General features: G+C 56.7%; 20 protein-coding genes. 11 read left to right on the top strand and 9 right to left on the bottom strand.

The window, feature by feature from the left end; translation table 11 throughout:
• The first annotated feature begins 54 nt into the window (after positions 1-54).
• On the top strand, positions 55-1,623 hold the full coding sequence (locus QMG40_RS01545; RefSeq protein WP_283527211.1) for an LCP family protein: 1,569 nt from the start codon (positions 55-57) through the stop codon (positions 1,621-1,623).
• A 114-nt stretch (positions 1,624-1,737) separates the two neighbouring features.
• On the opposite strand, the gene QMG40_RS01540 is transcribed toward QMG40_RS01545, so the two are convergent.
• On the bottom strand, positions 1,738-3,702 hold the full coding sequence (locus QMG40_RS01540; protein WP_283527209.1) for a M13 family metallopeptidase: 1,965 nt from the start codon (positions 3,700-3,702) through the stop codon (positions 1,738-1,740).
• 278 nt (positions 3,703-3,980) lie between these two features.
• Between QMG40_RS01540 and leuA the strand changes: the two genes are divergently transcribed.
• The 3 genes from leuA to QMG40_RS01525 all read left to right on the top strand — a co-directional run bounded on the left by leuA (position 3,981) and on the right by QMG40_RS01525 (position 7,451).
• Positions 3,981-5,723 (top strand): 2-isopropylmalate synthase, encoded by a 1,743-nt coding sequence (leuA, locus tag QMG40_RS01535; RefSeq protein ID WP_283527207.1) that lies wholly within the window; start codon positions 3,981-3,983, stop codon positions 5,721-5,723.
• 143 nt (positions 5,724-5,866) lie between these two features.
• On the top strand, positions 5,867-6,613 hold the full coding sequence (gene recO, locus QMG40_RS01530; protein ID WP_283527205.1) for a DNA repair protein RecO: 747 nt from the start codon (positions 5,867-5,869) through the stop codon (positions 6,611-6,613).
• A 4-nt stretch (positions 6,614-6,617) separates the two neighbouring features.
• Positions 6,618-7,451: an isoprenyl transferase gene (locus QMG40_RS01525; protein WP_283527203.1), complete on the top strand. Its 834-nt coding sequence runs from the start codon at positions 6,618-6,620 to the stop codon at positions 7,449-7,451.
• An 84-nt stretch (positions 7,452-7,535) separates the two neighbouring features.
• On the opposite strand, the gene QMG40_RS01520 is transcribed toward QMG40_RS01525, so the two are convergent.
• Together QMG40_RS01520 and QMG40_RS01515 are read right to left on the bottom strand one after the other, a co-directional pair.
• The gene (locus tag QMG40_RS01520) at positions 7,536-8,681 is read right to left on the bottom strand and encodes an alpha/beta hydrolase (RefSeq protein WP_283527201.1); all 1,146 of its coding nucleotides are present in this window, start codon (positions 8,679-8,681) and stop codon (positions 7,536-7,538) included.
• 2 nt (positions 8,682-8,683) lie between these two features.
• Positions 8,684-10,357: an FAD-binding dehydrogenase gene (locus QMG40_RS01515; protein ID WP_283527198.1), complete on the bottom strand. Its 1,674-nt coding sequence runs from the start codon at positions 10,355-10,357 to the stop codon at positions 8,684-8,686.
• 93 nt (positions 10,358-10,450) lie between these two features.
• Here QMG40_RS01515 and QMG40_RS01510 point away from each other — a divergent pair, with 93 nt between their 5' ends.
• Complete coding sequence (locus QMG40_RS01510; protein WP_283527196.1) at positions 10,451-11,533, top strand: quinone-dependent dihydroorotate dehydrogenase; 1,083 nt, start codon at positions 10,451-10,453, stop codon at positions 11,531-11,533.
• 1 nt (position 11,534) lies between these two features.
• Here QMG40_RS01510 and QMG40_RS01505 read toward each other — a convergent pair whose 3' ends face one another.
• A complete protein-coding gene (locus tag QMG40_RS01505) occupies positions 11,535-12,539 on the bottom strand; it encodes an aldo/keto reductase family protein (RefSeq protein ID WP_283527194.1) in 1,005 nt (334 codons plus the stop codon).
• 153 nt (positions 12,540-12,692) lie between these two features.
• Entirely contained in the window at positions 12,693-13,313 is a 621-nt protein-coding gene (locus QMG40_RS01500) for a DUF3043 domain-containing protein (protein WP_283527193.1), read from the bottom strand.
• A gap of 70 nt (positions 13,314-13,383) precedes the next feature.
• Between QMG40_RS01500 and QMG40_RS01495 the strand changes: the two genes are divergently transcribed.
• The 5 genes from QMG40_RS01495 (at position 13,384) to QMG40_RS01475 (ending at position 18,512) form a co-directional block, all read left to right on the top strand.
• Positions 13,384-14,862, top strand: a complete 1,479-nt coding sequence (locus QMG40_RS01495; protein ID WP_283527191.1) for a dipeptidase — start codon at positions 13,384-13,386, stop codon at positions 14,860-14,862.
• Between the two features lie 77 nt (positions 14,863-14,939).
• A complete protein-coding gene (locus tag QMG40_RS01490) occupies positions 14,940-15,326 on the top strand; it encodes a HesB/IscA family protein (protein ID WP_283527189.1) in 387 nt (128 codons plus the stop codon).
• A 183-nt stretch (positions 15,327-15,509) separates the two neighbouring features.
• Positions 15,510-16,391 (top strand): aa3-type cytochrome oxidase subunit II, encoded by an 882-nt coding sequence (ctaC, locus tag QMG40_RS01485; RefSeq protein ID WP_283527187.1) that lies wholly within the window; start codon positions 15,510-15,512, stop codon positions 16,389-16,391.
• A 13-nt stretch (positions 16,392-16,404) separates the two neighbouring features.
• On the top strand, positions 16,405-18,114 hold the full coding sequence (gene ctaD / locus QMG40_RS01480; RefSeq protein WP_283527185.1) for an aa3-type cytochrome oxidase subunit I: 1,710 nt from the start codon (positions 16,405-16,407) through the stop codon (positions 18,112-18,114).
• The gene (locus tag QMG40_RS01475; RefSeq protein ID WP_283527182.1) at positions 18,111-18,512 is read left to right on the top strand and encodes a cytochrome c oxidase subunit 4; all 402 of its coding nucleotides are present in this window, start codon (positions 18,111-18,113) and stop codon (positions 18,510-18,512) included. The genes ctaD and QMG40_RS01475 overlap by 4 nt, the downstream gene beginning before the upstream one ends.
• A 167-nt stretch (positions 18,513-18,679) precedes the next feature.
• On the opposite strand, the gene QMG40_RS01470 is transcribed toward QMG40_RS01475, so the two are convergent.
• Positions 18,680-18,967, bottom strand: coding sequence for an HPr family phosphocarrier protein (locus QMG40_RS01470; protein WP_283527180.1), 288 nt, complete (start codon positions 18,965-18,967; stop codon positions 18,680-18,682).
• 83 nt (positions 18,968-19,050) lie between these two features.
• Between QMG40_RS01470 and QMG40_RS01465 the strand changes: the two genes are divergently transcribed.
• Entirely contained in the window at positions 19,051-19,830 is a 780-nt protein-coding gene (locus tag QMG40_RS01465; RefSeq protein WP_283527178.1) for a GntR family transcriptional regulator, read from the top strand.
• Positions 19,831-20,026: 196 nt separating this feature from the next.
• On the opposite strand, the gene qcrB is transcribed toward QMG40_RS01465, so the two are convergent.
• The 3 genes from qcrB to qcrC form a co-directional block, all read right to left on the bottom strand.
• On the bottom strand, positions 20,027-21,697 hold the full coding sequence (gene qcrB / locus QMG40_RS01460) for a cytochrome bc1 complex cytochrome b subunit (RefSeq protein WP_283527176.1): 1,671 nt from the start codon (positions 21,695-21,697) through the stop codon (positions 20,027-20,029).
• A gap of 2 nt (positions 21,698-21,699) precedes the next feature.
• Positions 21,700-22,728: a cytochrome bc1 complex Rieske iron-sulfur subunit gene (gene qcrA, locus QMG40_RS01455; RefSeq protein WP_283527174.1), complete on the bottom strand. Its 1,029-nt coding sequence runs from the start codon at positions 22,726-22,728 to the stop codon at positions 21,700-21,702.
• 96 nt (positions 22,729-22,824) lie between these two features.
• The gene (qcrC, locus tag QMG40_RS01450) at positions 22,825-23,613 is read right to left on the bottom strand and encodes a cytochrome bc1 complex diheme cytochrome c subunit (RefSeq protein ID WP_283527172.1); all 789 of its coding nucleotides are present in this window, start codon (positions 23,611-23,613) and stop codon (positions 22,825-22,827) included.
• Positions 23,614-23,622 lie beyond the last annotated feature (9 nt).

Raw genomic sequence — 23,622 nt, 5'->3', positions numbered from 1 at the left:
CAGTCTTGACCGCTAAGCTCAACAAAGTCATTATTCACAGTGAAAGGTTCTTACATGGGGCGACGTCGTGCCGAAACGGGAGCAGTCAGCGCCGCCAGCACCCCTCGCACCAAGATCCATACTGTACAGAAACCACTTGGCAGACACTTCAAAAACTCCCGGAGGGCTCCCTTGTGGTTGAGAGTTACCGCTCTGGCGCTCTCGGCCGTGCTTGTTCTGGGTCTGGGAACTGCTGGACTACTCTTTTACAAACTGCAGTCCAATGTCACCACCTCGCCCCTGAACGCCGGGGTTGGCAACAAATCCTCGGATAAGCCCCAGGTTGAAGACACAGGATCGGTACAGATATTGATCCTTGGCACCGACACTCGTGCAGGTGCCAACAGTGAGTACGGCACCGCCGATGACTCCGCAGGTGAGGGTAACTCCGACGTCATGTTGCTGATGGACATCTCGGCAGATAACAGCAGAGTCTCCGTGACGAGTTTTCCTCGAGACCTGATGGTGCCCATACCCGCGTGCCAGCCGGTTGGTGGCGGCACCGTCATGGCTGGTGCCGCAGTGGGGCAGCTAAACGCAGCGCTGCAAGCCGGACCGGGGTGCACGGTAGCGGCCATTAATGACATTACCGGATTGACCATTGACCACTTCATGTTGGCGGACTTTACCGCTGTAAAAGAACTCTCCAATGCTCTTGGTGGAGTTGAAGTGTGTGTTGACCATGCCGTGTATGACTACAACGGCTCGTGGCTTAAACTCCCAAAGGGTGAAAGCCTAGTCCAGGGCGAGCAGGCACTAGCATTCCTGCGCACCCGTCACGCATTTGGGGACGCCAGCGACCTTGAGCGCATCAAGGCTCAGCAGTACTTCCTGGGATCAATGGTCCGCAAAGTCAAAAGTGAAGGAACGCTGCTTAACCTGCCAAAGCTCTACAACTTAGCCGATGTAGTCACTAAGAATCTGACGATCGACGATGGGCTGGCAAATATTCCTTCGATGGTGACAATTGCCAACCGGCTGGCCAAAATTGATCTCGCCAACGTCGCCTTTGTCACAGTGCCCTACGAACCCTATGCAGGGGATCCCAACAAGGTTCAGCTCAAGGAACCTCAGGCGGGGCAATTCTTCGCTGCGCTACGGAACGACAAGTCACTAACCCCTGCCACCACTGCACCTGCGGCAGCTCCCACCTCAGAGGTTGCGCCCACAACGGATCCGGTTGTCCCCGCCTACGATAAGGCCCTGCAACCAGTGGGTATAGCCAACGCGTCAGCAGTAGTGGGCAGGTCAATAGAACTCCTTCAGGCTCTCACCACAGCAGGGTTCAGTAACTCTTATCAGTTGGGTGAATTTCCAGCTGAGAAAGAATCGAAAGTCTTTTATGGTTCTGACATGGCGGACGTGGCTGCCGACGTTGCCACATTGTTCAAACTTCCCGCATCAGCGGTTCAATCTGATCCCACCATCTCAGGGGTACGCGTAGTGGTTGGCACCGATTGGGGTTCTGGGACGCAGTTTGGCAGTGCTGTGGTGCCTGAGGATATCGTGGCCAGCACCGCGGACAAAGGTGGGGAATGCCTGATGGTGAACCCTCAGTTCTATGCCGAGAATTACGCGCAGTAAACCATCATGTTCTGTCGCGGTGATGGAAAAAGCTGAACTGCAATAAAGTGGCGGAGTTGCCCTGGATAATCCGGGCAACTCCGCCACTTACATTGCAGTCTTGTTTCTACAGAGCTACCAAATACTCACGCGTTGCGCAGGTTCAAGCCACATGGCATCTGTTGCAGTGGTACCAAAGGCCTCGTGAAAGGCATCCAAGTTGCTGGCCACGGCATTGCAGCGCAATTCTCCGGGGGAGTGCGGATCAATAGTCAGGCGTCGGATTGCTTCCTCTGTACGGATTTTGGTGCGCCAGCATTCGGCCCAGGAGAAAAAGAACCGTTGAGCCCCTGTCAGTCCGTCAACAACCGGTGACGCCGTGCCGTTGAGGCTGAGCTGGTAGGCCTTGAAACCAATGGCCAAACCGCCAAGGTCACCAATATTCTCACCGAGAGTAAGTTCGCCGTTGACAAACTCATTGGGGGCGGCCGTGGGGGAGAGCTTGTTGTACTGCTGAACAAGTCTGGCCGTCAACTTTTCAAAAGCTGCCCTGTCCTCATCTGTCCACCAGTTTCTTAAGGCACCGGTACCGTCGAACTGGGAGCCTTGATCGTCGAATCCGTGGCCAATTTCATGTCCGATCACGGCCCCAATGCCACCGTAGTTTGCAGCGTCGTCAGCTTCGGCGTCGTAGAAAGGCGGTTGGAGTATTGCTGCTGGGAAAACCACCTCATTCATGGTGGGGTTGTAGTAAGCATTGACTGTTTGAGGGCTCATTAACCACTCTTCCCGGTCAATCGGAGCGCCGATCTTAGCCAGCTGGCGGGCCAGCTCAAAGGCATTGCTGCGTTCAACGTTCGCCAGTAATTCCCCAGCCACTATCTCCAGTTTGGAGTAGTCGCGCCATTTGGCGGGGTACCCGATTTTAGGGGTGAAGGCAGCCAGTTTCTCCAGCGCCCTATCCTTGGTTTCTTCGCTCATCCACCTCAATTCAACGATGCTTGTGCGGTAAGCCTCAATGAGGTTGGCCACGAGCTTTTCCATGTGTGCCTTGTGTGACTCCGGGAAGTGCTGGGCCACGTAGAGTTGGCCCACCGCCTCACCAAGTACGCCCTCAACCAAGGCAACCCCGCGTTTCCACCGATCCCGGATGGCTGGAGTTCCGCTGAGCGTTGTTCCGTAGAAGGCAAAGTTCGTGTCAACAAAGTCCTTGGAAAGGTAGCCTGCCATGCTTGAAATGGTCCGCATGGCCAACCATGCCTGCCAGTCGGCACGGCGTTCTTCCACCAGTAGCGCATTCTGGCCGGTGAAGAACCCAGGAGTTGCCACCACCAGTTCTGCACTCTGCTCGGGCGTGACACCCAGTGCTTCCAGCCAGGTTTCCAGGGCAGGCAACAACTCTAAGGTTTCCGCAAAACTCTTAAGGTTGTAGGTTTTTTGCGGATCCCGCAATGAAACCTTGTCCAGGTGCGTGGCGGCAATCTCTGTTTCTAGCGCCATAATACGGGGAGCCTTACCAGCGGCATCCTTGACACCAGCCAGTTCAAGCATGGCCTGGACATGGCTGATGTAGGCGGATCGGATAGGCTCGAACTTTTCCTCACGGTAGTAGGACTCATCTGGCAGTCCCAGCCCAGCCTGGAAAAGGTGCAGCAAAGCCCGTTCAGGATTTCCGGCGTCGTTATTGACATAGGCGCCAAACAGAGTGCTGCCACCAGTTCGGTCAAGCTCGCCCATTAGGCGCACAATTTCGGTGATACTAGCTGCGGAGTGGATTGCCTCAAGCTTTTCCGTCAGGGGGGAAGCCCCTGCACGCTCAATAGCCGCTTCATCCATAAAGTCTGAGTACAGCGCCCCGATCTTGGCCGAAAGTATCGGGTTTCCTGCATCAGGGTTGGTGGCTTCGGTGCCGGCGTGTTCGATGATTGCCTTGACGGCAGCTTCGGATTCATCACGCAAGGTGATGAAAGAGCCGGTCAGTGCCCTGTCATCGGGAATCACCTCCGAGGCCAACCAGAGACCGTTCACATGCTCGAATAAATCATCCTGTGGCCTTGTGCTGTGGTCAATGTTCAAGAGATTAATACCGGAATGGGTCAAATGGATCGGTTCCCCTTATTTTCTAGCTGTGTAGTTCAGCTGCTTGCTTACATCAGTACCTACTGACACCGTACTGAGGTCAATGGTGACTTCTTTCACCATCATCCTACGTGTCGTGTTAGGGTAAAAATGTGCGCACTGGAATGCTTCTTCTTAGCTGCCGCGGCGAGGCTTGTAGCCCGTTGAATTGATCAACGTGGAATCTGGCCACCCTCGCTGCGGTGTTTGTGTTGCCCGGCCGGCTTCCCATTCGTTGAACAAACTTTAAGGTCACTCCCATGCGAAATACGCAAAAAACTTCCGGAATGCCCACTCACCGCTATCTGCCATTTCAAGATCAAATCTCGGTGGCTCTGCCAGACCGTACGTGGCCGGATAAAGCGATTACCAAGGCGCCGCGGTGGTGTGCTGTTGACCTGCGTGACGGCAATCAGGCGTTGATCGACCCCATGAGTCCCGGGCGCAAGATGAAAATGTTTGCGCTACTAGTGAAGATGGGCTTCAAGGAGATCGAAGTTGGTTTCCCTTCAGCCTCGCAAACAGACTTTGACTTTGTCCGCCAGCTCATTGAAGGCGGCCATATTCCCGATGATGTGACCATTCAAGTGCTGAGTCAGGCTCGCGAGCACCTGATTGAGCGGACCTACGAATCCCTGATCGGTGCCAAGAGCGCCATTGTGCACCTTTACAACTCCACGTCAGTGCTGCAGCGCCGTGTTGTGTTTAATCAGGACGAAGACGGCATCTTGGATATAGCCCTGCAAGGGGCCCGCCTTTGCAAAAAATACGAAGAGACGATGGGGGATACTCTCATCACTTACGAGTACTCTCCCGAATCCTTCACCGGCACTGAACCGGAATATGCGCTGCGCGTGTGCAATGCCATCGCAGATATTTTCGAAGCATCCGCTGACAATCAGGTGATCATCAACCTGCCCGCCACTGTGGAAATGGCCACCCCGAATGTTTACGCTGACTCCATAGAGTGGATGAGCCGGAACCTGCACCCGCGGGAAGGTATCATTTTGTCCTTGCACCCGCACAACGACCGCGGTACCGGTGTTGCTGCGGCCGAATTGGGTTACTTGGCAGGAGCGGACCGTATTGAGGGCTGCCTGTTTGGCAATGGGGAGCGTACGGGCAATGTTGACTTGGTGACTTTGGGCCTGAACATGTTCACCCAGGGCATTGACCCGATGATCGACTTCTCCGACATAGATGAAATCCGCCGCACGGTTGAGTACTGCAACCAGCTTCCCGTCCCTGAGCGCTCACCATACGGTGGTGACCTAGTCTTCACCGCGTTCTCCGGCTCCCACCAGGACGCGATCAAGAAAGGCTTCGACGCCATGGCCGCGGACGCCGCCTCTGCCGGAGTGGACGTTAGCCAGCACACGTGGGCTGTTCCTTACCTGCCTGTTGATCCCAAGGACCTGGGGCGGAGCTACGAGGCAGTCATCCGGGTGAACTCGCAATCCGGCAAGGGTGGAGTGGCCTACCTGCTCAAGAACGAGCACAGTCTTGACCTTCCTCGCCGCGCCCAGATCGAGTTCTCCGGTGTCATTCAGCAGCGCACCGACACAGTGGGTGGGGAAGTTAGCGCCGCAGAGCTGTGGACAGTGTTCAAGGACGAATACCTGCCCGGTGAAAGCGCCGATGAGCAGTGGGGCCGCTACCGTATTGGCCCATTCACCACCTCCACTGACGACGATGGTGAAATGAGCCTCACGGCCAAACTCTTGATCGACGGCGTGGCACACACCAGAACCGGTACAGGAAACGGACCCATCGCGGCGTTACTGGCCATTCTGGCGGAGGACGGTATGGATGTGCGAGTACTTGACTACTCCGAACACGCTCTCTCTGAAGGTGGCGACGCCCGGGCCGCTGCGTTTGTGGAGTGCGCGGTTGGGGAGCGAGTCCTTTGGGGTGTAGGCATTGACTCCAACACCTCAACCTCTTCACTGAAGGCAGTTGTTTCCGCTGTGAACCGCGCTATCCGGGACTCCCAGAGCGTTTGACGGTGACACCGGGCATGTTCCCAGTGCTGAGGCACACATGCCCGGTGGCCTGAGTGCCTGCTCTCAAGTTTTGGGGCAAAGGACACTCTAGACTCCGGTGAGCCCACTGCCTCCCTGGTGGGCAAAGGTGGGAGAATATAAGAATGTCCAATCATGCAATTCGCACCTATCGGGATGACGCTGTTGTGTTGCGCACCCATAAGTTGGGCGAAGCGGATAGGATCATCACTTTGCTGACCCACCGCCACGGTCAGCTGCGCGCAGTGGCTAAAGGAGTCCGACGCACCAGTAGCAAGTTTGGTGCACGATTGGAACCGTTCATGGTGGCCGATCTGCAATTGGTTAAGGGACGTTCCCTGGATATTGTGACTCAGGCAGTTGCCCGGGCCAGTTACGGTGACGCCATCTGCGCCAACTATGACCGTTATGTTGTTGCAGCAGCCATGACCGAAACTGCCGAACGACTCACAGATGTAGATGGCGAAACGTCAACCTCTCATTATCTGCTTCTGGTAGGTGCACTAGCGTCCCTGAGTCGTGGCGCGCATGCACCTGAGCTGATCCTTGACTCCTATCTGCTGCGGGCCGTCTCCATAGGAGGCTGGGCGCCAAGCTTCTTGGACTGCGCCCGCTGCGGGGAGCCAGGCCCGCACGGGGCCTTCAACGCTGCTTTGGGAGGGGCCGTTTGCCACGACTGCCGCCCACCAGGCTCTCCTGCCCCGGCGCCAGAAACAATGGCTCTGCTGGCACATCTATTGAGCGGGAACTGGCCCGGGGCGGACGCCTCAATGACCATCCACCGACGGGAAGCCGCTGGTTTGGTGGCCGGATATGTCCAGTGGCATCTGGAGCGTACTTTACGCTCCTTGAAACTTGTGGAGCGTGTATAAATATATGGCTATCCAACGCAGTACTCGGAGCAAATCCAAACCCCAAGTTGTGGCACCGTGGCCGCATGAATCGGGGAGAAGCGTTCCGGCTTTACCCAGCGAACTGATTCCCAGACATGTTGCCATCGTCATGGACGGAAACGGGCGATGGGCCAATCAGCGCGGACTGCCCAGAGTGGAAGGTCATAAGGCAGGTGAGCCAGCGCTGCTTGACGTTATGGCCGGTGCCATCGAGATGGGTATTAAATACGTTAGCGTCTATGCTTTTTCCACCGAGAACTGGAAGCGATCGCCCGAAGAAATTCGTTTCTTAATGGGATTTAATAAGGATGTATTAAGACGTCAAAGGGATCAGTTGGACGCGTGGGGTGTACGTATTCGGTGGGCTGGGCGTAAGCCAAAACTTTGGGGCTCCGTTATTAAAGAGCTAGAAGAAGCGCAGGAGCACACAAAAGACAACGACGTCATAACTTTAACCATGTGTGTTAATTACGGTGGACGAGCAGAAATTGCCGACGCTGTTTCGGCATTGGCCTCCGACGTGGCTGCCGGGCGGTTGAGCCCCAGGGCGGTGAATGAAAAGACAATCCAAAAATACATGTACCTTCCGGATGTTCCGGACGTTGACTTGTTCCTTCGCTCCAGCGGAGAGCAGAGGTTGTCCAATTTTTTGCTGTGGCAGTCGGCCTATGCAGAATTTGTGTTCATGAACACCCTGTGGCCGGATGTGGACCGTCTGATTCTGTGGGAAGCCGTGGATGAATATGCGCGCAGAGACCGCCGCTATGGTGGGGCCGTTGATGCAGCGGCGGCCAATGGAAACGCCTCAGCTTCCTGACTCGAGAAAATTTAGTACGTACGTATTAGATATTAGTACGGCAGTGCTAAATAATTGTCGCTGCGTACGTTTGCAGTGTAGTAGTTAGTCAACGTAGCCGCGCAGCCACCGCTCCAGGCGAGCATATCCATCCTCACGGACAGGTTTACTCGAAAGAAACACCTCGTGGAGGGCACCGTCGATTCTCTCCAGCGTGACACTGTTACCCAACGAAAGCGTCCGTAAGGCTAGCGAACGCACGTCAAGAACAACGTCTGCCTTAAGCATTAGATCGCTCCAGACCGGACCGAGCATGCTTTTGGCTGCAAGCAGTACCAGCACTGGCATGGGCAGTTTCAAGCCAGCGGCAACTTCTTGCTGTCCCGCCAAGATTGCTTTCATCCACCCGGCCCGAACTGGGAATGCATGAGGTGGACGCAAGTTCCTGTCCACGTTCCATTCCCCGTAAGCGGCGGAACTAATACCTCGCCAGTAAAAAGACCGCTCGGGAACGCGCATGCGCATGAGGGGGCGCAGGTCGGCTAGTTGCACCAGCGGACTTGCAGCGCGCCGGATGGCTGCACCGCCCTGAATTTCCAGCCACGGGCTGTTGAGTATCAGGTGACTGACAAGGCCGGGGTGGTGGTGTGCCCACAATGTTGCAATCAACCCACCGGTGGAGTGGCCCATGAGGATCACTGGGTGCTGTGAATCTGCCCCTGGTGCGGGCCCTCTTGATGGGTCAGGGAGTCCCGGATTGGTCATGGATTCCCTGGCGATGAGGGCATGCGCGGCAAGGATCTCAGCGTCGTAGTCCGCAAGGTTGCCAACATAGCCGCCCATCTCCGGAGAACCCAGACTGCGACCATGGTTGTGGAGATCCAAGGCGTAGAAAAAATAGCCACGCTCCGTGAAGAATTCGGCTAGCCCGGTGTTGAAGAAGTAGTCGCTCCAGCCATGGATGAACAGCACAGCATGTCCATTCGGTTCATAATCGCGTCCAAGACTTGCAGCTGGCCTATGCCGAATCAAAGTGGCCCTATAGGTGTCCGCTAAAGGCGGTTCCTCACTTGTATGGGCAGCGGTGGCGCCGGAGAGCGAGCCAGAACTTCTCGCACCCTCTCCGGGTTGTCCTCCGGATCGGGTATTGGTGTTCTCGCGCACGGGAACCAGCAGCGTGGTGTTCTGGTAGTCCGCTCCAAGGATATCGGGGACCCACTGCGTGCCTGAAAGACCGTGGGGTTCAGACACGCTCATGCGTCCGTGACACTTGCCGCGTGGCGCCCGGCAATGCGTCCGGAGAAGAGGCAGCCGCCTAGGAACGTCCCTTCAAGAGATCTGTGCCCGTGCATCCCTCCGCCACCAAAACCTGCAGCCTCACCGGCTGCGTAAAGTCCTGCTATGGGGGAGCCGTCGGTGCAGAGAACCCGGGCGGAAAGATCGGTAGCCAAGCCGCCAAGGCTCTTGCGCGTGAGAGTCGACAGCCGGACGGCCATCAGGGGTCCGTGTTCTGGAGCAAGGATCGGATGGGGAGGCACAACACGCATGAGCTTATCCGTTGCGAACCGGCGGGCCTCCCGGATGGCATTGAGCTGGGTGTCCTTGCCTAAACCACAGGTGACCTGACGGTCCCTGGCGCTGAGAGTTTCCAGGAGTCCGGCGGGGTCGATGAGATTGGCGCCCACGAGTTTATTCATTTTTGCGGCCAACTCAGTCGCGCTCTGTGACTGAACAAAATCTATTCCACTGTCAATAAATTTTTGCATTTGCCCTCCAACACCTGGGAGAGCCCGTTTGGCCAGCAGTTTCATGTCCTTTCCCGTCAAGTCTGGATTTTGTTCGGAACCTGAAAGTGCAAACTCTTTGCTGATAATCGTCTGATTCAGAACAAACCATGAGTGAGAATGGCCGGTGGTTTCCAGATGCCGCAGGGTGCCCAGAGAATCAAAGCCGGGGAAGAGCGGAATGGGTAAGCGGTGACCTGTTGCATCCAACCACAGTGGAGACGGACCGGAGAGAATACGGATCCCGTGGTTTGGCCACACTGGGTCGGGGTTGTGAATACCTTCTGGGTAGTGCCACATCCGGTCTGTGTTTATCAAATTGGCACCCGCACGAGCCACTACTTGTTGGAATTCACCATCCACCGAGGCCGGAACGCCGGTGAGCATGGACTGGGGACCGCTACCGTTGGGCCATTGTTCACGGACCATTTTATGGTTCCCACCAATTCCCCCGGTCGTGACAATAACCGCACCGGAAGAGACGCTGAATTCCCCGGCAACGCTCCTGCTGCTGGCCACGCCACGGGCCACGTCAGAGGCTTGAAGTATTTCACCGCGCACTCCGGTGACGGCTCCGGCGTCGAACACCAGCTCGGTGGCCCGGTGCCGGAAAGCAAGCTGGATCTTTCCTGCACCAACACCTTCTTGGATTTTTGCTAGGAAAGGGGCCAGTATGCCAGGCCCTGTTCCCCACACAACGTGGAAACGGGGAACAGAGTTTCCGTGGCCTTGAGCGTCATAGCCGCCACGCTCCGCCCACTGGACCAGGGGAAAGAATCGCACGCCCAAGGCGTGGAGCCACGCCCGCTTCTCGCCGGCTGCAAAATCGACATAAGCTTCCGCCCAACGTCTGGGCCACGTATCCTCAAGGCGGTCAAAGGCGGCCGAACCAAGCCAATCGGCCAGGGCGAGTTCAGCTGAATCCTTCACACCCAGTCGGCGTTGCTCGGGGGAGCCAACCAGGAACAGCCCACCAAAGGACCAGTGTGCCTGCCCACCCATGGAAGCCTGCGGTTCCTGATCCACTATCAGCACCGTTCGCCCGGCATTGTAGGCCTCGGCCGCGCACACCAAACCGGAGAGCCCGGCTCCAACAACCACAACGTCCGCGTGCTGCCATGTCAATCCACTATTGCTGTCCATGAGGACATGCTAACCCTCTTTAACCGGTGGTTTTACGCAATGAATTCTTCAGGAGGTTTTGCAGTTCCGGCGTAGAACCGGAAAACTAGAGACATGCGAATATATCCCACAGTTTTCCGGCTCTGTTTTTCCTGGATGGACGCCGAACGGGCGCACAAAATCGGTTTCTGCCTGGTCAAGGCAACTCAAGCAACAGGGGCCGGCGCCGTGTTGCGCAGAATGTTCGCACCGCCGGCATCGCTACAGACGCAGGCGCTTGGTCTCACGTTCCCCACTCCGTTCGGACTCGCCGCCGGGTTTGATAAGGAGGGCAAAGGCATCAATGCGTTGGCCAATCTGGGCTTTGGCCACGTAGAGGTAGGCACTATCACGGCGCAAGCGCAATCCGGCAACCCGCAGCCTCGATTGTTCCGTCTGGTGGCTGATCGTGCCGTGATTAACCGTATGGGCTTTAACAACGACGGCGCTGCCACCGTGGCGCCCAGACTTGCGCAGGCTTTGGCAGGCTTGGGCAAAAGTTATTCGTCGGTTCGCCCGATCGTTGGTGTGAACATTGGTAAAACCAAGACGGTTGAGCTCGAAGATGCTTTGGCGGATTACCTTCTTAGTGCCAGCACTCTTGCCCCGTCGGCTGACTACCTGGTGGTCAATGTCAGTTCACCTAACACTCCCGGGCTTCGCCTGCTTCAGGACGTGGCAACGCTGCGTCCTTTGCTGACAGGTGTTCGCGAGGCTGCCGACACGGCTGCCGGACGTCATGTGCCGTTGTTGGTGAAGATCGCACCGGATTTGGCCGATGCGGACATAGCCGACGTCGCCGCGCTTGCTCTTGAGCTGGAACTGGACGGTATTATCGCCACCAACACCACCATCAGCCGCGACGGGTTGGCCAGCACCGTCGCTGACGTTGCGCAGACGGGTGCTGGCGGGCTTTCTGGTGCGCCGCTGAAGGCACGTTCACTTGAGGTGTTGCGTCAGCTCAAGGCAGCCGTAAATGACCAGCTGACATTGATCTCCGTAGGCGGTGTGGAAACAGGCGCTGAAGTGCAGGAACGCCTCGACGCCGGAGCCACACTTGTGCAGGGCTACACGGCATTCCTGTATGAGGGGCCTTTCTGGGCGGCCCGGATCAATAAGGAACTAGTGCAGCTGCGGCGCGCAAAACTGGGTCAGTAGCCTAGGCCACTCTTGTCGCCGGGCTGATCGTCTTCGAAGGATCGTTCACGACGCTCGGCGCCAGAGCAGTGTCGATCGCAGTCATGAGCTCGGCCGGAATCTTAACCCCGGAGGCCTTGACGTTTTCGGCAACCTGTTCAGGGCGTGAGGCGCCTACCAAGGCTGTTGCCACGTTCTCGTTCTGCAGCACCCAGGCGATGGCTAATTGGGGCATGCTCAGATTCAGCTCATCAGCGATGGGGCGCAGCATTTGCACATTTGTGAGAATGTCCTCATTGAGGAAGTCCTTGATGGTGTTCTTGCCACCCTGCTCATCCGTGGCGCGGGATCCGGCTGGCACAGGAGCCCCGGGCAGGTACTTTCCACTTAGTACTCCCTGCGCCATAGGTGACCAAACAACCTGGGATATGCCCAGTTCAAGGCAAGCCGGGATGACGTCGGGCTCTATCACACGCCACAGCGCAGAGTACTGGGGTTGGTTGGAGACCAATGAGAACCCTGCCTCCCGAGCCAGCCGCTGTCCTTCGCGCAACTGCTCGGCATTCCATTCAGAGACCCCAATGTAGAGTGCCTTGCCTTCTCGTACCACGTCTGCGAAAGCGGCAATGGTTTCCTCAAGCGGGGTTTCAACGTCGTATCGGTGTGCCTGGTAAAGATCCACATAGTCCATGTTGAGCCGGCGCAGGGAGTTATTGATGCCTTCCATGATGTGTTTGCGCGAGAGACCTGTATCGTTTGGTCCTTTGGGCCCAACCGGCCAGTACACCTTGGTGAAGACCTCAAGGGATTCGCGTCTTTCGGAAGACAACGCGGCCCCGAGCACCTCCTCAGCAGCACCGTTGGCGTAGGCGTCAGCCGTGTCAAAAGTTGTGATGCCGGCGTCGAGGGCTGCGCGTACACATGCCGCGGCCACATCATTTTCCACTTGGGAGCCGTGGGTAAGCCAATTGCCGTAGGTGATTTCAGTGATCTTCAGGCCTGACCGGCCAAGGTAGCGGTATTCCATCTACCCAGCCTAGCGATTCCGGCTACCTGGCGGCAGGGAGTTTGGCCGAATAATGGCTACCAGTTTTAAAAGAACGACGCCGGCCGCTTCCGTTAAGGAAGGGCCGGCGGGTTGCGCTCGGGTTTTCTGAGGCAGGCATCACTGAGCTGGTGCTCAGGTGGGCCATTCACCACGGCTGACAAGGGGTTTGGGCAAACGCAAACGGCGGAACTGCATGGAGCGCATAGCTCCATACCAGATAACACCGGAGTCAACAGAACCAAATTTTGCCGCGATTAAGCGTTTGAGCTTGCGCGACATCAGCCACACATCCACGGCAACAAAAGCCACCATGGCCCAGAAGATACCAAACACAATCAGCTGCGAATTATTGGAGCTGCCGTCGGCGTTGCGCACAGGAATGAGCACTGTCAACAACACGATTGCCAGCGCAGCAAACATCACAAATTCGCCCAGACTGAACCTGGCGTCAACGTAGTCACGGGCATATCGCTTCTGTGGACCCTTGTCACGGGCAGGCAGGAATCGCTCTTCACCGGTGTCAAGGGCGCGGCGCATCCGTGCTTGTTCCACGCGTCGGGCATCACGAGCGGCAACCTTGGCCGCAGCGCGGTCGTTGGGCACCAAAGGCCGTTTGCGTGCCTCTTCCTGGGCCTTCCGGGAGGGCGTGGGCACGCCCTTGGCCGTCTGCGGGTCCTTGGACCGAGCAAACTGATCGGGGGAGGCAGGCGTTATCTGCTGGGCAGGGGCTTGATCTTTCTTTCGTCCAAACACCCATAAAGGATACCCCGAACCAACTGCTGAGCTTGACCGCGAGGACTTCGCCGACTGTAGTCTTTGCAATATGAGACCTCACCAACCGGTAGCCAATACTCCTGGCGCCAATCTTGCAAATCTTACAGCCCACTTGCCAACCACCGCGCTGCGTCAAAGCGTGGGCGAGAACTTCTCTAAAACGGTGGCAGAACTTGTTGAACTTGTTGCTATCCCCGGCATCGCGTGGGACGCCTTCGACGCCGCCCAGCTTGAGCGCAGCTCCGAAGCCGTTGCCGCACTGATTCGTTCCACCGGACTTGATGACGTGCAGATCCTTCGTGTGGCCAAGGACGACGGCGGACAGGGCGGTCCCGCCATTGTCGCCAGGAAAGCCGCGGCGCCGGGTATGCCAACAGTTGTGTTGTACGCCCACCACGATGTGCAACCTCCCGGTGACAGCGAGCTATGGAACAGCGAACCATTTACGGCAGTGGAACGCGATGGTCGCCTCTATGGTCGTGGGGCAGCAGATGACAAGGCCGGCATCATGGCCCATGTTGCCGCGTTCCGGGCCATCACCGAAACTCTTGGGGACACGTTCGGGATCGGTGTGACGTTCTTTATTGAAGGTGAGGAGGAAGCCGGCTCACCCACTTTCGCCACCTTCCTAGAAACGCACCGGGAGCTCCTCGCCGGAGACGTGATTGTTGTTGCTGACTCGGCCAACTGGCAGGTGGGCGTCCCCGCTCTCACCACCAGCCTGCGTGGCTTGGTCGATGGCACAGTGGAAGTCCGGGTGACAAGTCATGCCGTGCACTCCGGCATGTTCGGGGGCCCGATTCTGGACGCACCGACTCTTATGGCGCGGCTCATTTCAACCTTTCACGATGATCAGGGCTCCGTTGCCATCAAGGGTCTCCATCACGGGGAAGCCGCAGCGGTGGACTATGAAGAAGAAGCGTTCCGGGCTGATGCCGGCGTGCTGGACGGCGTCAAATTAGCCGGAATGGGAAGCATCACCTCCCGTCTCTGGACCCAGCCGGCCCTGTCAGTGATTGGTATGGACATTCCATCCGTGGAGATGAGCTCAAATACTTTGCTGGCCTCAACCCGGGCCAAGATTAGCCTGCGCCTGGCACCTGGCCAGGATCCGGCGTCGGCCATGGAGGCCTTGGAAAAGCATGTTGTGGCCCATGCACCCTTTGGCGCGCAGGTCAGCTTCACTGCAGGTGAAGCCGGGCAGGCGTTCGCCACTGACACCCACGCTCCGGCGGCCCAGGCCGCCCTATGGGCGCTAGGGGAGTCTTGGGGTGTTTCCGCGGTGGAAACAGGGATGGGCGGATCCATTCCGTTCATTGCTGACTTGAAGGCAACCTACCCCCATGCACAGATCCTGGTCACAGGCGTGGAGGATCCGGATTCGCGCGCCCACAGCGCCAACGAGTCTTTGCACTTGGGAGATTTTGAAAAAGCCATTGTGGCGCAGACGCTCCTGCTGGCGGCCATCAATGCCGGCGCATTGGGGCAACCAGAGAAATCAGGGGAGCCCGGGGAACAGAAGGCGTAGGGCTATGGTTGACATAAGTTAGCGCCCCTGCCGGGCTCGACGTAGCATGTAGTTGTACCCTCACGTAAGGAAATGCCATGACAGCAAATGTCCACGAAGAAACCTCATCTGCCGCTATTGCAGATGTCGAACTGCCCACCCACGGTGTGCTCATCAGCGATGTTGCTGCCGGTAAGGTGCGCAGCCTGCTTGAACAAGAAGGCCGCACGGACCTGCGTTTGCGCGTTGCGGTTCAGCCTGGCGGTTGTTCAGGGCTGATCTACCAACTCTACTTTGACGAGCGCATGCTTGACGGAGATGCTGTGCGCAACTTCGAAGGCGTAGAAGTTGTTATTGACAAGATGAGTGTGCCGTATTTGGATGGCGCAAGCATTGACTTTGAAGACACTATTTCAAAGCAGGGCTTCACCATTGATAACCCCAACGCTGGCGGCTCTTGCGCCTGCGGTGATTCATTCCACTAAGCCATGATTTCTACTCGGCGTAGAGCTTGTCGGAAAAAATTCGCGAAGGACATCCGACGCACGGAGAGTTTGGTGCGCTTTTTGCCTGCCATAGCGGTAAGCTCTACATCGAGTAGTAAAACCCATTTAGCTCCGGCTGCATTAAATCGCTGCCGAGCACAGTAAGAAGAGGAAGGGCCGTCTGTGAGTTCGCAGGACCGAACCGGCAGCCGACGCGCAAAAGTCATCTCCCTATCAGGGGTGGCAATTGCCGGAGCGTTAGCTTTGTCAGGATGTACGGCAGAGAATAAGAACGGCTGGATGCCATCCGAGCGTGATACCACCAATCACACAGCTGGGATCATTGATCTATGGGTAAACACCTGGATCACAGTCTTGATCATTGGTCTCATTACATGGGGACTGATCATCTGGTGCATCATTGCCTACCGTCGTCGCAAGGGTGCCACTGGTTTCCCGCGTCAGACCAGTTACAACCTCCCGCTGGAGGTCTTTTATGTGTTGGTGCCGCTGTTCATGGTGCTGGTTTTCTTCCACTTCACGGATGTGGAGTCGCAGTCAATTGACGCCCGTGACGACAACCCGGATGTCACCATCGATGTTCGCGCCAAGCAGTGGTCTTGGGACTTCAACTATCTAGCCGGCAACGACGTCAAAGAGTCCGTTTACTCCGTTGGAGTGCAGGCTGAACTTGACGGCAAGCCCTTCGATAAGTCGACATTGCCCACGCTGTATTTACCGGTGAACCGTTCCGTTGAACTTCAGCTGAACGCCCGCGACGTTATTCACTCCTTCTGGGTTCCAGCATTCTTGAACAAGAAGGATATACTCCCGGGCAAGACAAACTACATGACCCTTACGCCCACGGCGCTGGGTACGTATGACGGCAAATGTGCCGAGCTGTGCGGGGAATACCACTCGGAAATGCTGTTCAACGTCAAGGTGGTCACGCAGGCTGAATTTGATGCGCATCTGAACGAACTGAAGTCAAAGGGCCAGACAGGCGAACTGACCGAGAAGTATGACCGTAATCCCAATGCCGCCAACACTGCGAATCAGAAGTAGGGGGGAGAGGAAAGTGTCTACGCTCGAGTACTCGGCAGCTGAAGTGACTTCGGCTGCACCTAGAGTTGTTCCCGTATCCAAGGGACGCATTGTCGTCAACTGGATCACGTCAACCGACCACAAAACGATTGGGTACATGTACCTGATTGCATCATTTATTTTCTTCTGCCTTGGTGGCGTCATGGCGCTGATCATCCGTGCAGAGCTCTTCGAGCCTGGCATGCAGATCCTGCAAACCAAAGATCAGTACAACCAGTTGTTCACCATGCACGGCACCATCATGCTGTTGATGTTTGCTACGCCTCTGTTCGCCGGCTTTGCCAACGTCATCATGCCCTTGCAAATTGGTGCACCTGACGTGGCATTCCCGCGTTTGAACGCTCTGGCCTTCTGGTTCTTCCTCTTTGGTAGCACCATTGCAGTGACAGGGTTCCTCACCCCCCAGGGTGCAGCGGCCTTCGGCTGGTTTGCCTACGCCCCGTTGTCCAACACAACTTTCAGTCCCGGCGTGGGCGGAGATTTGTGGGTGTTCGGTCTGGCGCTATCCGGCTTCGGAACCATTTTGGGTTCGGTAAACTTCATCACCACCATCATCTGCTTGCGAGCACCCGGAATGACGATGTGGCGTATGCCCATCTTCACCTGGAACACCTTGATCACAGGTATTTTGGTTCTCATGGCGTTCCCACCGTTGGCGGCAGCATTGTTCGCGTTGGGTGCGGACAGGCGATTCGGGGCACATATATTTGATGCCGAATTTGGTGGTGCGATGCTTTGGCAGCACCTATTCTGGTTCTTCGGGCACCCTGAGGTCTACATTATTGCGCTGCCGTTCTTCGGTATTGTCTCGGAGATTTTCCCCGTTTTTAGCCGTAAGCCGATCTTTGGTTACAAGGGTCTTGTGTTTGCCACGATTTCAATTGCTGCACTGTCAGTGACCGTGTGGGCCCACCACATGTACGCCACAGGACAAGTTGCTCTGCCGTTCTTCTCGTTCATGACAATGCTCATCGCCGTTCCAACGGGAGTAAAATTCTTCAACTGGATTGGCACCATGTGGCGAGGGTCGTTGACGTTTGAGACGCCTATGCTGTGGAGTCTGGGCTTCATTGTGACATTCCTCTTTGGTGGACTGACGGGTATTATCCTGGCCTCTCCGCCACTTGACTTCCACGTCACGGACACATACTTCGTGGTTGCTCACTTCCACTACGTAGTGTTTGGCACAGTAGTGTTCGCAATGTTTGCCGGATTCTACTTCTGGTGGCCCAAGTTCACTGGCAAGATGCTTAACGAGCGCCTCGGCAAGATCCACTTCTGGCTCTTGTTCCTGGGCTTCCACGGCACTTTCCTGATCCAGCACTGGTTGGGTGTTCTTGGTATGCCCCGTCGTTACGCTGACTACATGATCGAAGACAACTTCACGTGGATGAACCAATTCTCCACCATCGCCTCGTTCGTCTTGGGTGCCTCAATGATTCCTTGGTTCTGGAACGTGTACATCACCTGGCGCAGCGGCAAGAAGGTTGAAGTTGACGACCCTTGGGGCTTCGGAGCTTCACTGGAGTGGGCAACATCCTGCCCGCCACCGCGCCACAACTTCACCTCACTGCCCCGTATCCGCTCGGAACGCCCGGCACTGGATCTCCACCATCCCGAGCTTGCCCCGCATTATGTGCCGGCACAGCCCGTACGGACTGTCTCGAAAGGGGACCTCAAATGAAGGTTGAAGCCTGGCTCTTTCTCCTCTTAGGCGTTTTCTTTATACCCGTAGGAATTGTTTACGGCCTGATGGTCCAATGGATGGAACCAGTTGGCTTCCTTGCTATTTTCCTCATGTCGGCACTGTGCCTGATGATCGGCGTCTACGTCTATTACACGGGGAACCGCGTTGGTCTGCGTCCGGAAGACCGTTCCGACGCCGAAGTTCATGAAGGCTCCGGGGAACAGGGCCACTTCAGCCCCTGGAGCTGGTGGCCGCTGGTGCTTGCACTTGCAGCCGCCTCCGGTTTCCTGGGTCTGGCAGTTGGCTGGTGGGTGTTCTTGTTCGGTGCCGGCCTGGCGGTCATCGCACTGGTTGGTTGGGTCTACGAGTACAGTCGCGGAGACCACGCGCACTAAGAAGTTGCGCCGAGTAGTAACTGAGAAGTAAAAGGGACTGTTTGCACCCACGTGGTGCAAACAGTCCCTTTTGTTGTTTCATGGTGTTTAGGGTTTAGGAGTGCAGAAAACCAGGTGATTGGTACTGGGCATGTTGTCCCCGGGAACTTATACCAGCTTCAGTGCCGCTATAGAGGGTCCGTGAGGTCCGTTCGGAGCAGCTGCGCCAAGTGATCCACGGCTGTCTTTACAGACTCCATGTCAGCCCCGCAGTCGCCAACACCAATCTCTACTTCCACGCCGTGGGCGAAATTCGCGCTCATTACTTCAAGGAGCGAGCGTCCATCCACGCCAGCCATGCCTTCTTGCGACAGGGTTATGGGCAAGCCGGTCCTATTAACCGCTCGAACAAATACTGCGGCGGGACGGGCATGCAAGCCAATGCTCGCCGCCACAGTGACTTTCCGGGTGTACATGCGTTTACTACTCCTTGTTGAAAGATGTTTCTGTATTGAGAGTAGTCGTGTTTTAGGCTGATACTTGTAAACAGAGGAGTTTCATGGGCTATTCGGTGCCGTCGGCGAAGGACATCTCGGGCGCGTTGGACAGAGATTCAAAGGTTTCCGTTCACATCCAGTTGCGAGAATTGCTGCGCAACTACATTGTGAACCACAGTAAGGCGGGGCGGCAATTGCCTTCGGAGCGGGACCTCGCCACCCATTTCGGTGTGGCTCGTATGACTCTCCGTCATGCCGTTCAGGCTCTCGTTGAGGAAGAGTTGCTTGAGCGTGTGGTTGGTTTAGGCACCTTCGTTGCCAGAACCAAACTGGATGTGACACTGAAATTGACGTCATATTCAGAAGAGATGGCTCGACGTGGCATGCGCCCGTCGGCCCGAACCTTGGCGTTCGAACAAATACCAGCCACAGCTCGTTTGGCCCGTGAACTCCAACTTGATGAAGGGCAGGGCGTGATTCGTCTGCGCAGACTTTTGCTTGCCGACGAGGAGCCCATGAGTGTGGATGAGAACTTCATCCCAGCATGGCGCGTGCCAGGGATTTTGGACGCTGGCCCGCCATCCTCCCTCTATAACATTTTGGGGGAGCGGTATGGGCTTGTTATTGAATGGGGCGAGGACACTATCGAGGCAAATGCTGCCACGCCCTCAATTGCACGCTTACTACAGGTGGACATAGGTGCCCCTGTGCTGCGCACCGAACGTCACGCCTTCGTAGCGCGTTCCACAGTGGATTACTCTGTGTCTTTCTACCGCGCAGATCGTTACAAGCTGCGTGTGCCCCTACAACGCCCCGGCGTACGTGCACGTCGTGTGTATTAGCCGGAGTATTTTGAGGAAGCTGGCGCCCACCTGCAGCTCCACTGTGAGCTCTCTGCAAGCGTGACCGGGGATCCTCTGCTTGTGTATTGGGATCAAGGCAGTGATCTAGGGGACCAACAAGTAAGTTAATCTGAACAAAAAAGCCGTGCTGCTCTTGCCCCGAAGGGAAGTGCAGCACGGCTTCTCGTGAGTGCCTTTAGTGCGTGATGGCCTTGTCGTCTTCACTGGCGTCAATAGCCTCGTGATCGTGTCCGGCAGCAAGCTCCGAAGGTGATGCAGTAGCAACACGATCTTCAAAGAAGAAGCTGCTGAGCTTACTGCGTAGCCGTTCCTTCTTGGTGACAATCCCGTTTTCGTTCGGGATGCCTGCCTCGGGAACAGGAGACTCGTGGGCAACAAGCTTGTAACGCTTGTAGTCATCGAGCTGTGCATGGATTTCCTGGAACTCACCATGGGGCAAGCGGACAATACGTCCGGTTTCACGACCGTGTAGAGCGATTTCGCGGTCTTTACGTTGCAAGGCAAGGGACACTCGCTTGCTGACGATGAAACCAAGGATCGGGCCTAGGAAGAATAATGCACGCATCCAGTAAAGGACGTCGTTGAGGGACACTTCAAAGTGTGTGGCGATCAAGTCGGAGCTTGCAGCGGCCCACATGACGCAGTAGAAGATGAACCCTGCAACACCAATGGCCGTACGTGTCGCCGCATTGCGTGGGCGGTCGAGCACGTGGTGCTCGCGATTGTCGCGGGTTACCCAACGCTCAATCCACGGGTAAGCAAACATCAGCGTAAAGATGATGCCGGCAGGTACAAGTGCGGGTATGAGAACGTTCATCGAGAGCGTGTTCACGCCCCATGGGAACGGAATATTCCACTCGAGCGGGATGTTGAACAACCAGCCTGGCATGAGTCGCAGTGCGCCATCAACAAATCCGATGTACCAGTCAGGTTGGGTGCCTGCTGAAACGGGGGAGGGGTCGTAGGGGCCGTAGTTCCAGACCGGGTTGATCTGGAAAAACGCGGAGATGAGAGCGATGATGCCAAAGACAATGAAGAAGAATCCGCCAGCCTTAGCTGCATATACCGGGCCAAGTGGGTAACCAACCACATTGCGGTCGTTGCGACCCGGGCCAGGGTACTGCGTGTGCTTGTGGATAACTACCATGAACAGGTGAATGGCGATCATCAGCAGGATCATGGCGGGCACCAGCATGATGTGCATCATGTACAAGCGACCGATGATCATGGTTCCAGGGAATTCTCCGCCAAAGAGGAAGAACGAGATGTACGTTCCAACAATGGGAATGGATTTGGTAACACCATCAATAATGCGCAATCCGTTACCGGAGAGCAGATCATCAGGTAGTGAGTAGCCGGTGAAGCCTGCCGCCATGGACAAGATCAGCAGCACGCTGCCAACAACCCAGTTCAGTTCACGAGGTTTACGGAAAGCACCGGTGAAGAAAACTCGCAGCATGTGCACGGACACTGCAGCAACGAATAACAGTGCAGACCAGTGGTGGACCTGACGCATGAACAGGCCGCCACGAACCTCAAAGGACAGGCGCAGAGTTGAATCGTAGGCCACTGACATTTCCACACCATTGAGCGGAACATAAGGTCCGCTGTAATGGGTCTCCGCCATGGAGGGATCGTAGAAGAACGTCAGAAAAGTGCCCGAGAGCAGCAGGATGACGAACGTGTAGAGGGCGACTTCGCCAAACATGAATGTCCAGTGGTCTGGGAAGACCTTGCGTCCGAACTCTCGGAGTATTCCTGATCCGCCAACACGCTCATCAACAAAGTTGGTGATCCGCCCTGCGGGTGTCTTGGCTTCGAAAGGTGTTTGCGTTGCAGTAGTCATTATTAGCCACGCTCCCAAAAGCTCGGTCCAACTGGTTCATGGAAGTCGCTCTGGGCGACGAGGTAGCCGTCTGCGTCAATGGCAATGGGCAGCTGAGGCAGCGGACGGACAGCGGGTCCAAAGATGACCTTGCACTCCTGGGTCAAGTCGAAGGTGGACTGGTGGCAGGGGCACAATAGGTGGTGCGTTTGCTGCTCGTAGAGGGCAACGGGGCAGCCAACATGGGTACAGATCTTGGAGTAGGCAACGATGCCGTTGTAGCCCCAGTCCTCGCGCCCTTCGGAGGGGTGAAGGTCTTCGGGGTTTAGGCGCATCAACAACACCACGGCCTTAGCCTTGGCGGCGATCTTGCCCTCGGTGAGTGAGTTCAGGGACTCCGGGATCACGTGGAAAGCCGAACCGATGGTCACATCTGAGGCCTTGATCGGTGTTCCGTCAGGATCGCGGGCTAGACGCTCGCCAGCTTTCCAGAGCGAGTGGCGCAGTGCATTTCCTGGCAACGGACCAAGGTCGCGGAAAATGGCGATTGCCGGAAGAGGAGCCAAGGCCACAGCACCGATGAGGGTGTTGCGAATCAAGGGTCGACGCTTGATGCCTGTCTCTTCGACAATATCGTCGATGATTTGGACGGCAGCCAGGCGGTCCTCTTCGGAACGCAACTCGTGGCGATCTTCGGCCACTTCGTGGTCCGGCATGAGGGCGCGGGCCCAGTGCACAATGCCAGTTCCAATACCCAGCATGGCAAATGCCACGCCAAGGCCCAGGAAGGTGTTTTGGAGCCGCAAGGTGGCAAACGTGTCATCAAGGCGTACGCCGAAGTAACCAACCATGAACAGCAGCGTGCCGACGATGGATATGACAAAGAGCCACGCCACTTGGCGTTCGGCCCGTTTTGCCGCCTTGGGATTCGTATCAGCTAGTCGCAATCTGTGTGGAGGCAGTCCCGGATCTTGGAACTTGTCCACCTCTTGCTGACCAGCCTTAGCTACGGCGTCCGAGCTTGTCGGCGAGCCGTCACTATGGTTGCCCATAATCCCCTCATCCTTCTCTTATCCCGGTACGTTCCCGGGGTCGTAATGTAAGTTTCTCGCGGCTGCCAGTGCAGCCAGTATCTGTAGCTTCTTGTACTAGGAAGTACGTGAGGTCAACCAGATGGTGAAGCCGATGATGACACCCAATACAGCAGTCCAAAGGAACAAGCCCTCGGATACTGGTCCTAGTGAGCCGAGCTTGGCGCCGCCAGGTGAGCCCTGGTTCTCAATGGTGTTCAAGAACGTGATGATGTCGCGTTTGCCCTCAGGGCTGATGTTGGCGTCGTTGAACACCGGCATGTTCTGCGGCCCGGTCACCATGGCACTGTACATGTGGCTGCTGGTTACACCGTCCAGTGGCGGTGCAAACTTGCCGCGAGTCAATGCTCCACCGGCTGCAGCAGCGTTGTGGCACATGGCGCAGTTAACTCGGAAGAGTTCGCCACCCACAGCTGCGTCGCCGCCGCCGTCGATGTACTGCTCCTCCGGCAGAGCCGGTCCGTCGCCCAACGTGGCAACGTAGGCGGCCAATTCACGGGTTTGTTCAGTGGTGAATTGCTGCGGTTTCTGACGCGCCTGGGGCCCTTGCATCTGCATGGGCATGCGCCCAGTGCCGACCTGGAAGTCGACGGCTGCAGCGCCAACTCCGGCCAGGGACGGTCCAGCGTCCGTGCCGCTGGCGCCTAGGCCGTGACAGGTGGCGCAGTTGGCGACGAAGAGCTTCTCGCCCTCGTCCACCTGCTGCGCTGTAAAAGTGGTGGTATCGGCCTTGGCCTCATTCACGGTTGTGACAACGGCGTATAACCCACCTGTCAGCATGAGCCCAAGCACCAGCAGCGCTAGTGCTGCCAGCGGATGACGTCGCTTCTGCGAGAGTGCCTTCACTTGGTGGTT

Source organism: Arthrobacter antibioticus, assembly GCF_030063205.1.
In the GTDB taxonomy this organism is placed as follows: Bacteria; Actinomycetota; Actinomycetes; order Actinomycetales; family Micrococcaceae; genus Specibacter.
Note: the sequence above shows the minus strand (reverse complement) of the source record. Positions and strands in the feature narration are given on the sequence as shown.

Excerpts from the sequence above, each read along its gene's own strand:
- QMG40_RS01470 (WP_283527180.1), bottom strand. The coding sequence starts at position 18,967 with ATGTACACCCGGAAAGTCACTGTGGCGGCGAGCATTGGCTTGCATGCC.
- leuA (WP_283527207.1), top strand. The coding sequence starts at position 3,981 with ATGCGAAATACGCAAAAAACTTCCGGAATGCCCACTCACCGCTATCTG.
- QMG40_RS01510 (WP_283527196.1), top strand. The coding sequence starts at position 10,451 with ATGCGAATATATCCCACAGTTTTCCGGCTCTGTTTTTCCTGGATGGAC.
- QMG40_RS01525 (WP_283527203.1), top strand. The coding sequence starts at position 6,618 with ATGGCTATCCAACGCAGTACTCGGAGCAAATCCAAACCCCAAGTTGTG.
- QMG40_RS01490 (WP_283527189.1), top strand. The coding sequence starts at position 14,940 with ATGACAGCAAATGTCCACGAAGAAACCTCATCTGCCGCTATTGCAGAT.
- recO (WP_283527205.1), top strand. The coding sequence starts at position 5,867 with ATGTCCAATCATGCAATTCGCACCTATCGGGATGACGCTGTTGTGTTG.
- QMG40_RS01475 (WP_283527182.1), top strand. The coding sequence starts at position 18,111 with ATGAAGGTTGAAGCCTGGCTCTTTCTCCTCTTAGGCGTTTTCTTTATA.
- QMG40_RS01505 (WP_283527194.1), bottom strand. The coding sequence starts at position 12,539 with ATGGAATACCGCTACCTTGGCCGGTCAGGCCTGAAGATCACTGAAATC.
- QMG40_RS01465 (WP_283527178.1), top strand. The coding sequence starts at position 19,051 with ATGGGCTATTCGGTGCCGTCGGCGAAGGACATCTCGGGCGCGTTGGAC.
- QMG40_RS01545 (WP_283527211.1), top strand. The coding sequence starts at position 55 with ATGGGGCGACGTCGTGCCGAAACGGGAGCAGTCAGCGCCGCCAGCACC.
- QMG40_RS01515 (WP_283527198.1), bottom strand. The coding sequence starts at position 10,357 with ATGGACAGCAATAGTGGATTGACATGGCAGCACGCGGACGTTGTGGTT.
- QMG40_RS01495 (WP_283527191.1), top strand. The coding sequence starts at position 13,384 with ATGAGACCTCACCAACCGGTAGCCAATACTCCTGGCGCCAATCTTGCA.
- qcrB (WP_283527176.1), bottom strand. The coding sequence starts at position 21,697 with ATGACTACTGCAACGCAAACACCTTTCGAAGCCAAGACACCCGCAGGG.
- qcrA (WP_283527174.1), bottom strand. The coding sequence starts at position 22,728 with ATGGGCAACCATAGTGACGGCTCGCCGACAAGCTCGGACGCCGTAGCT.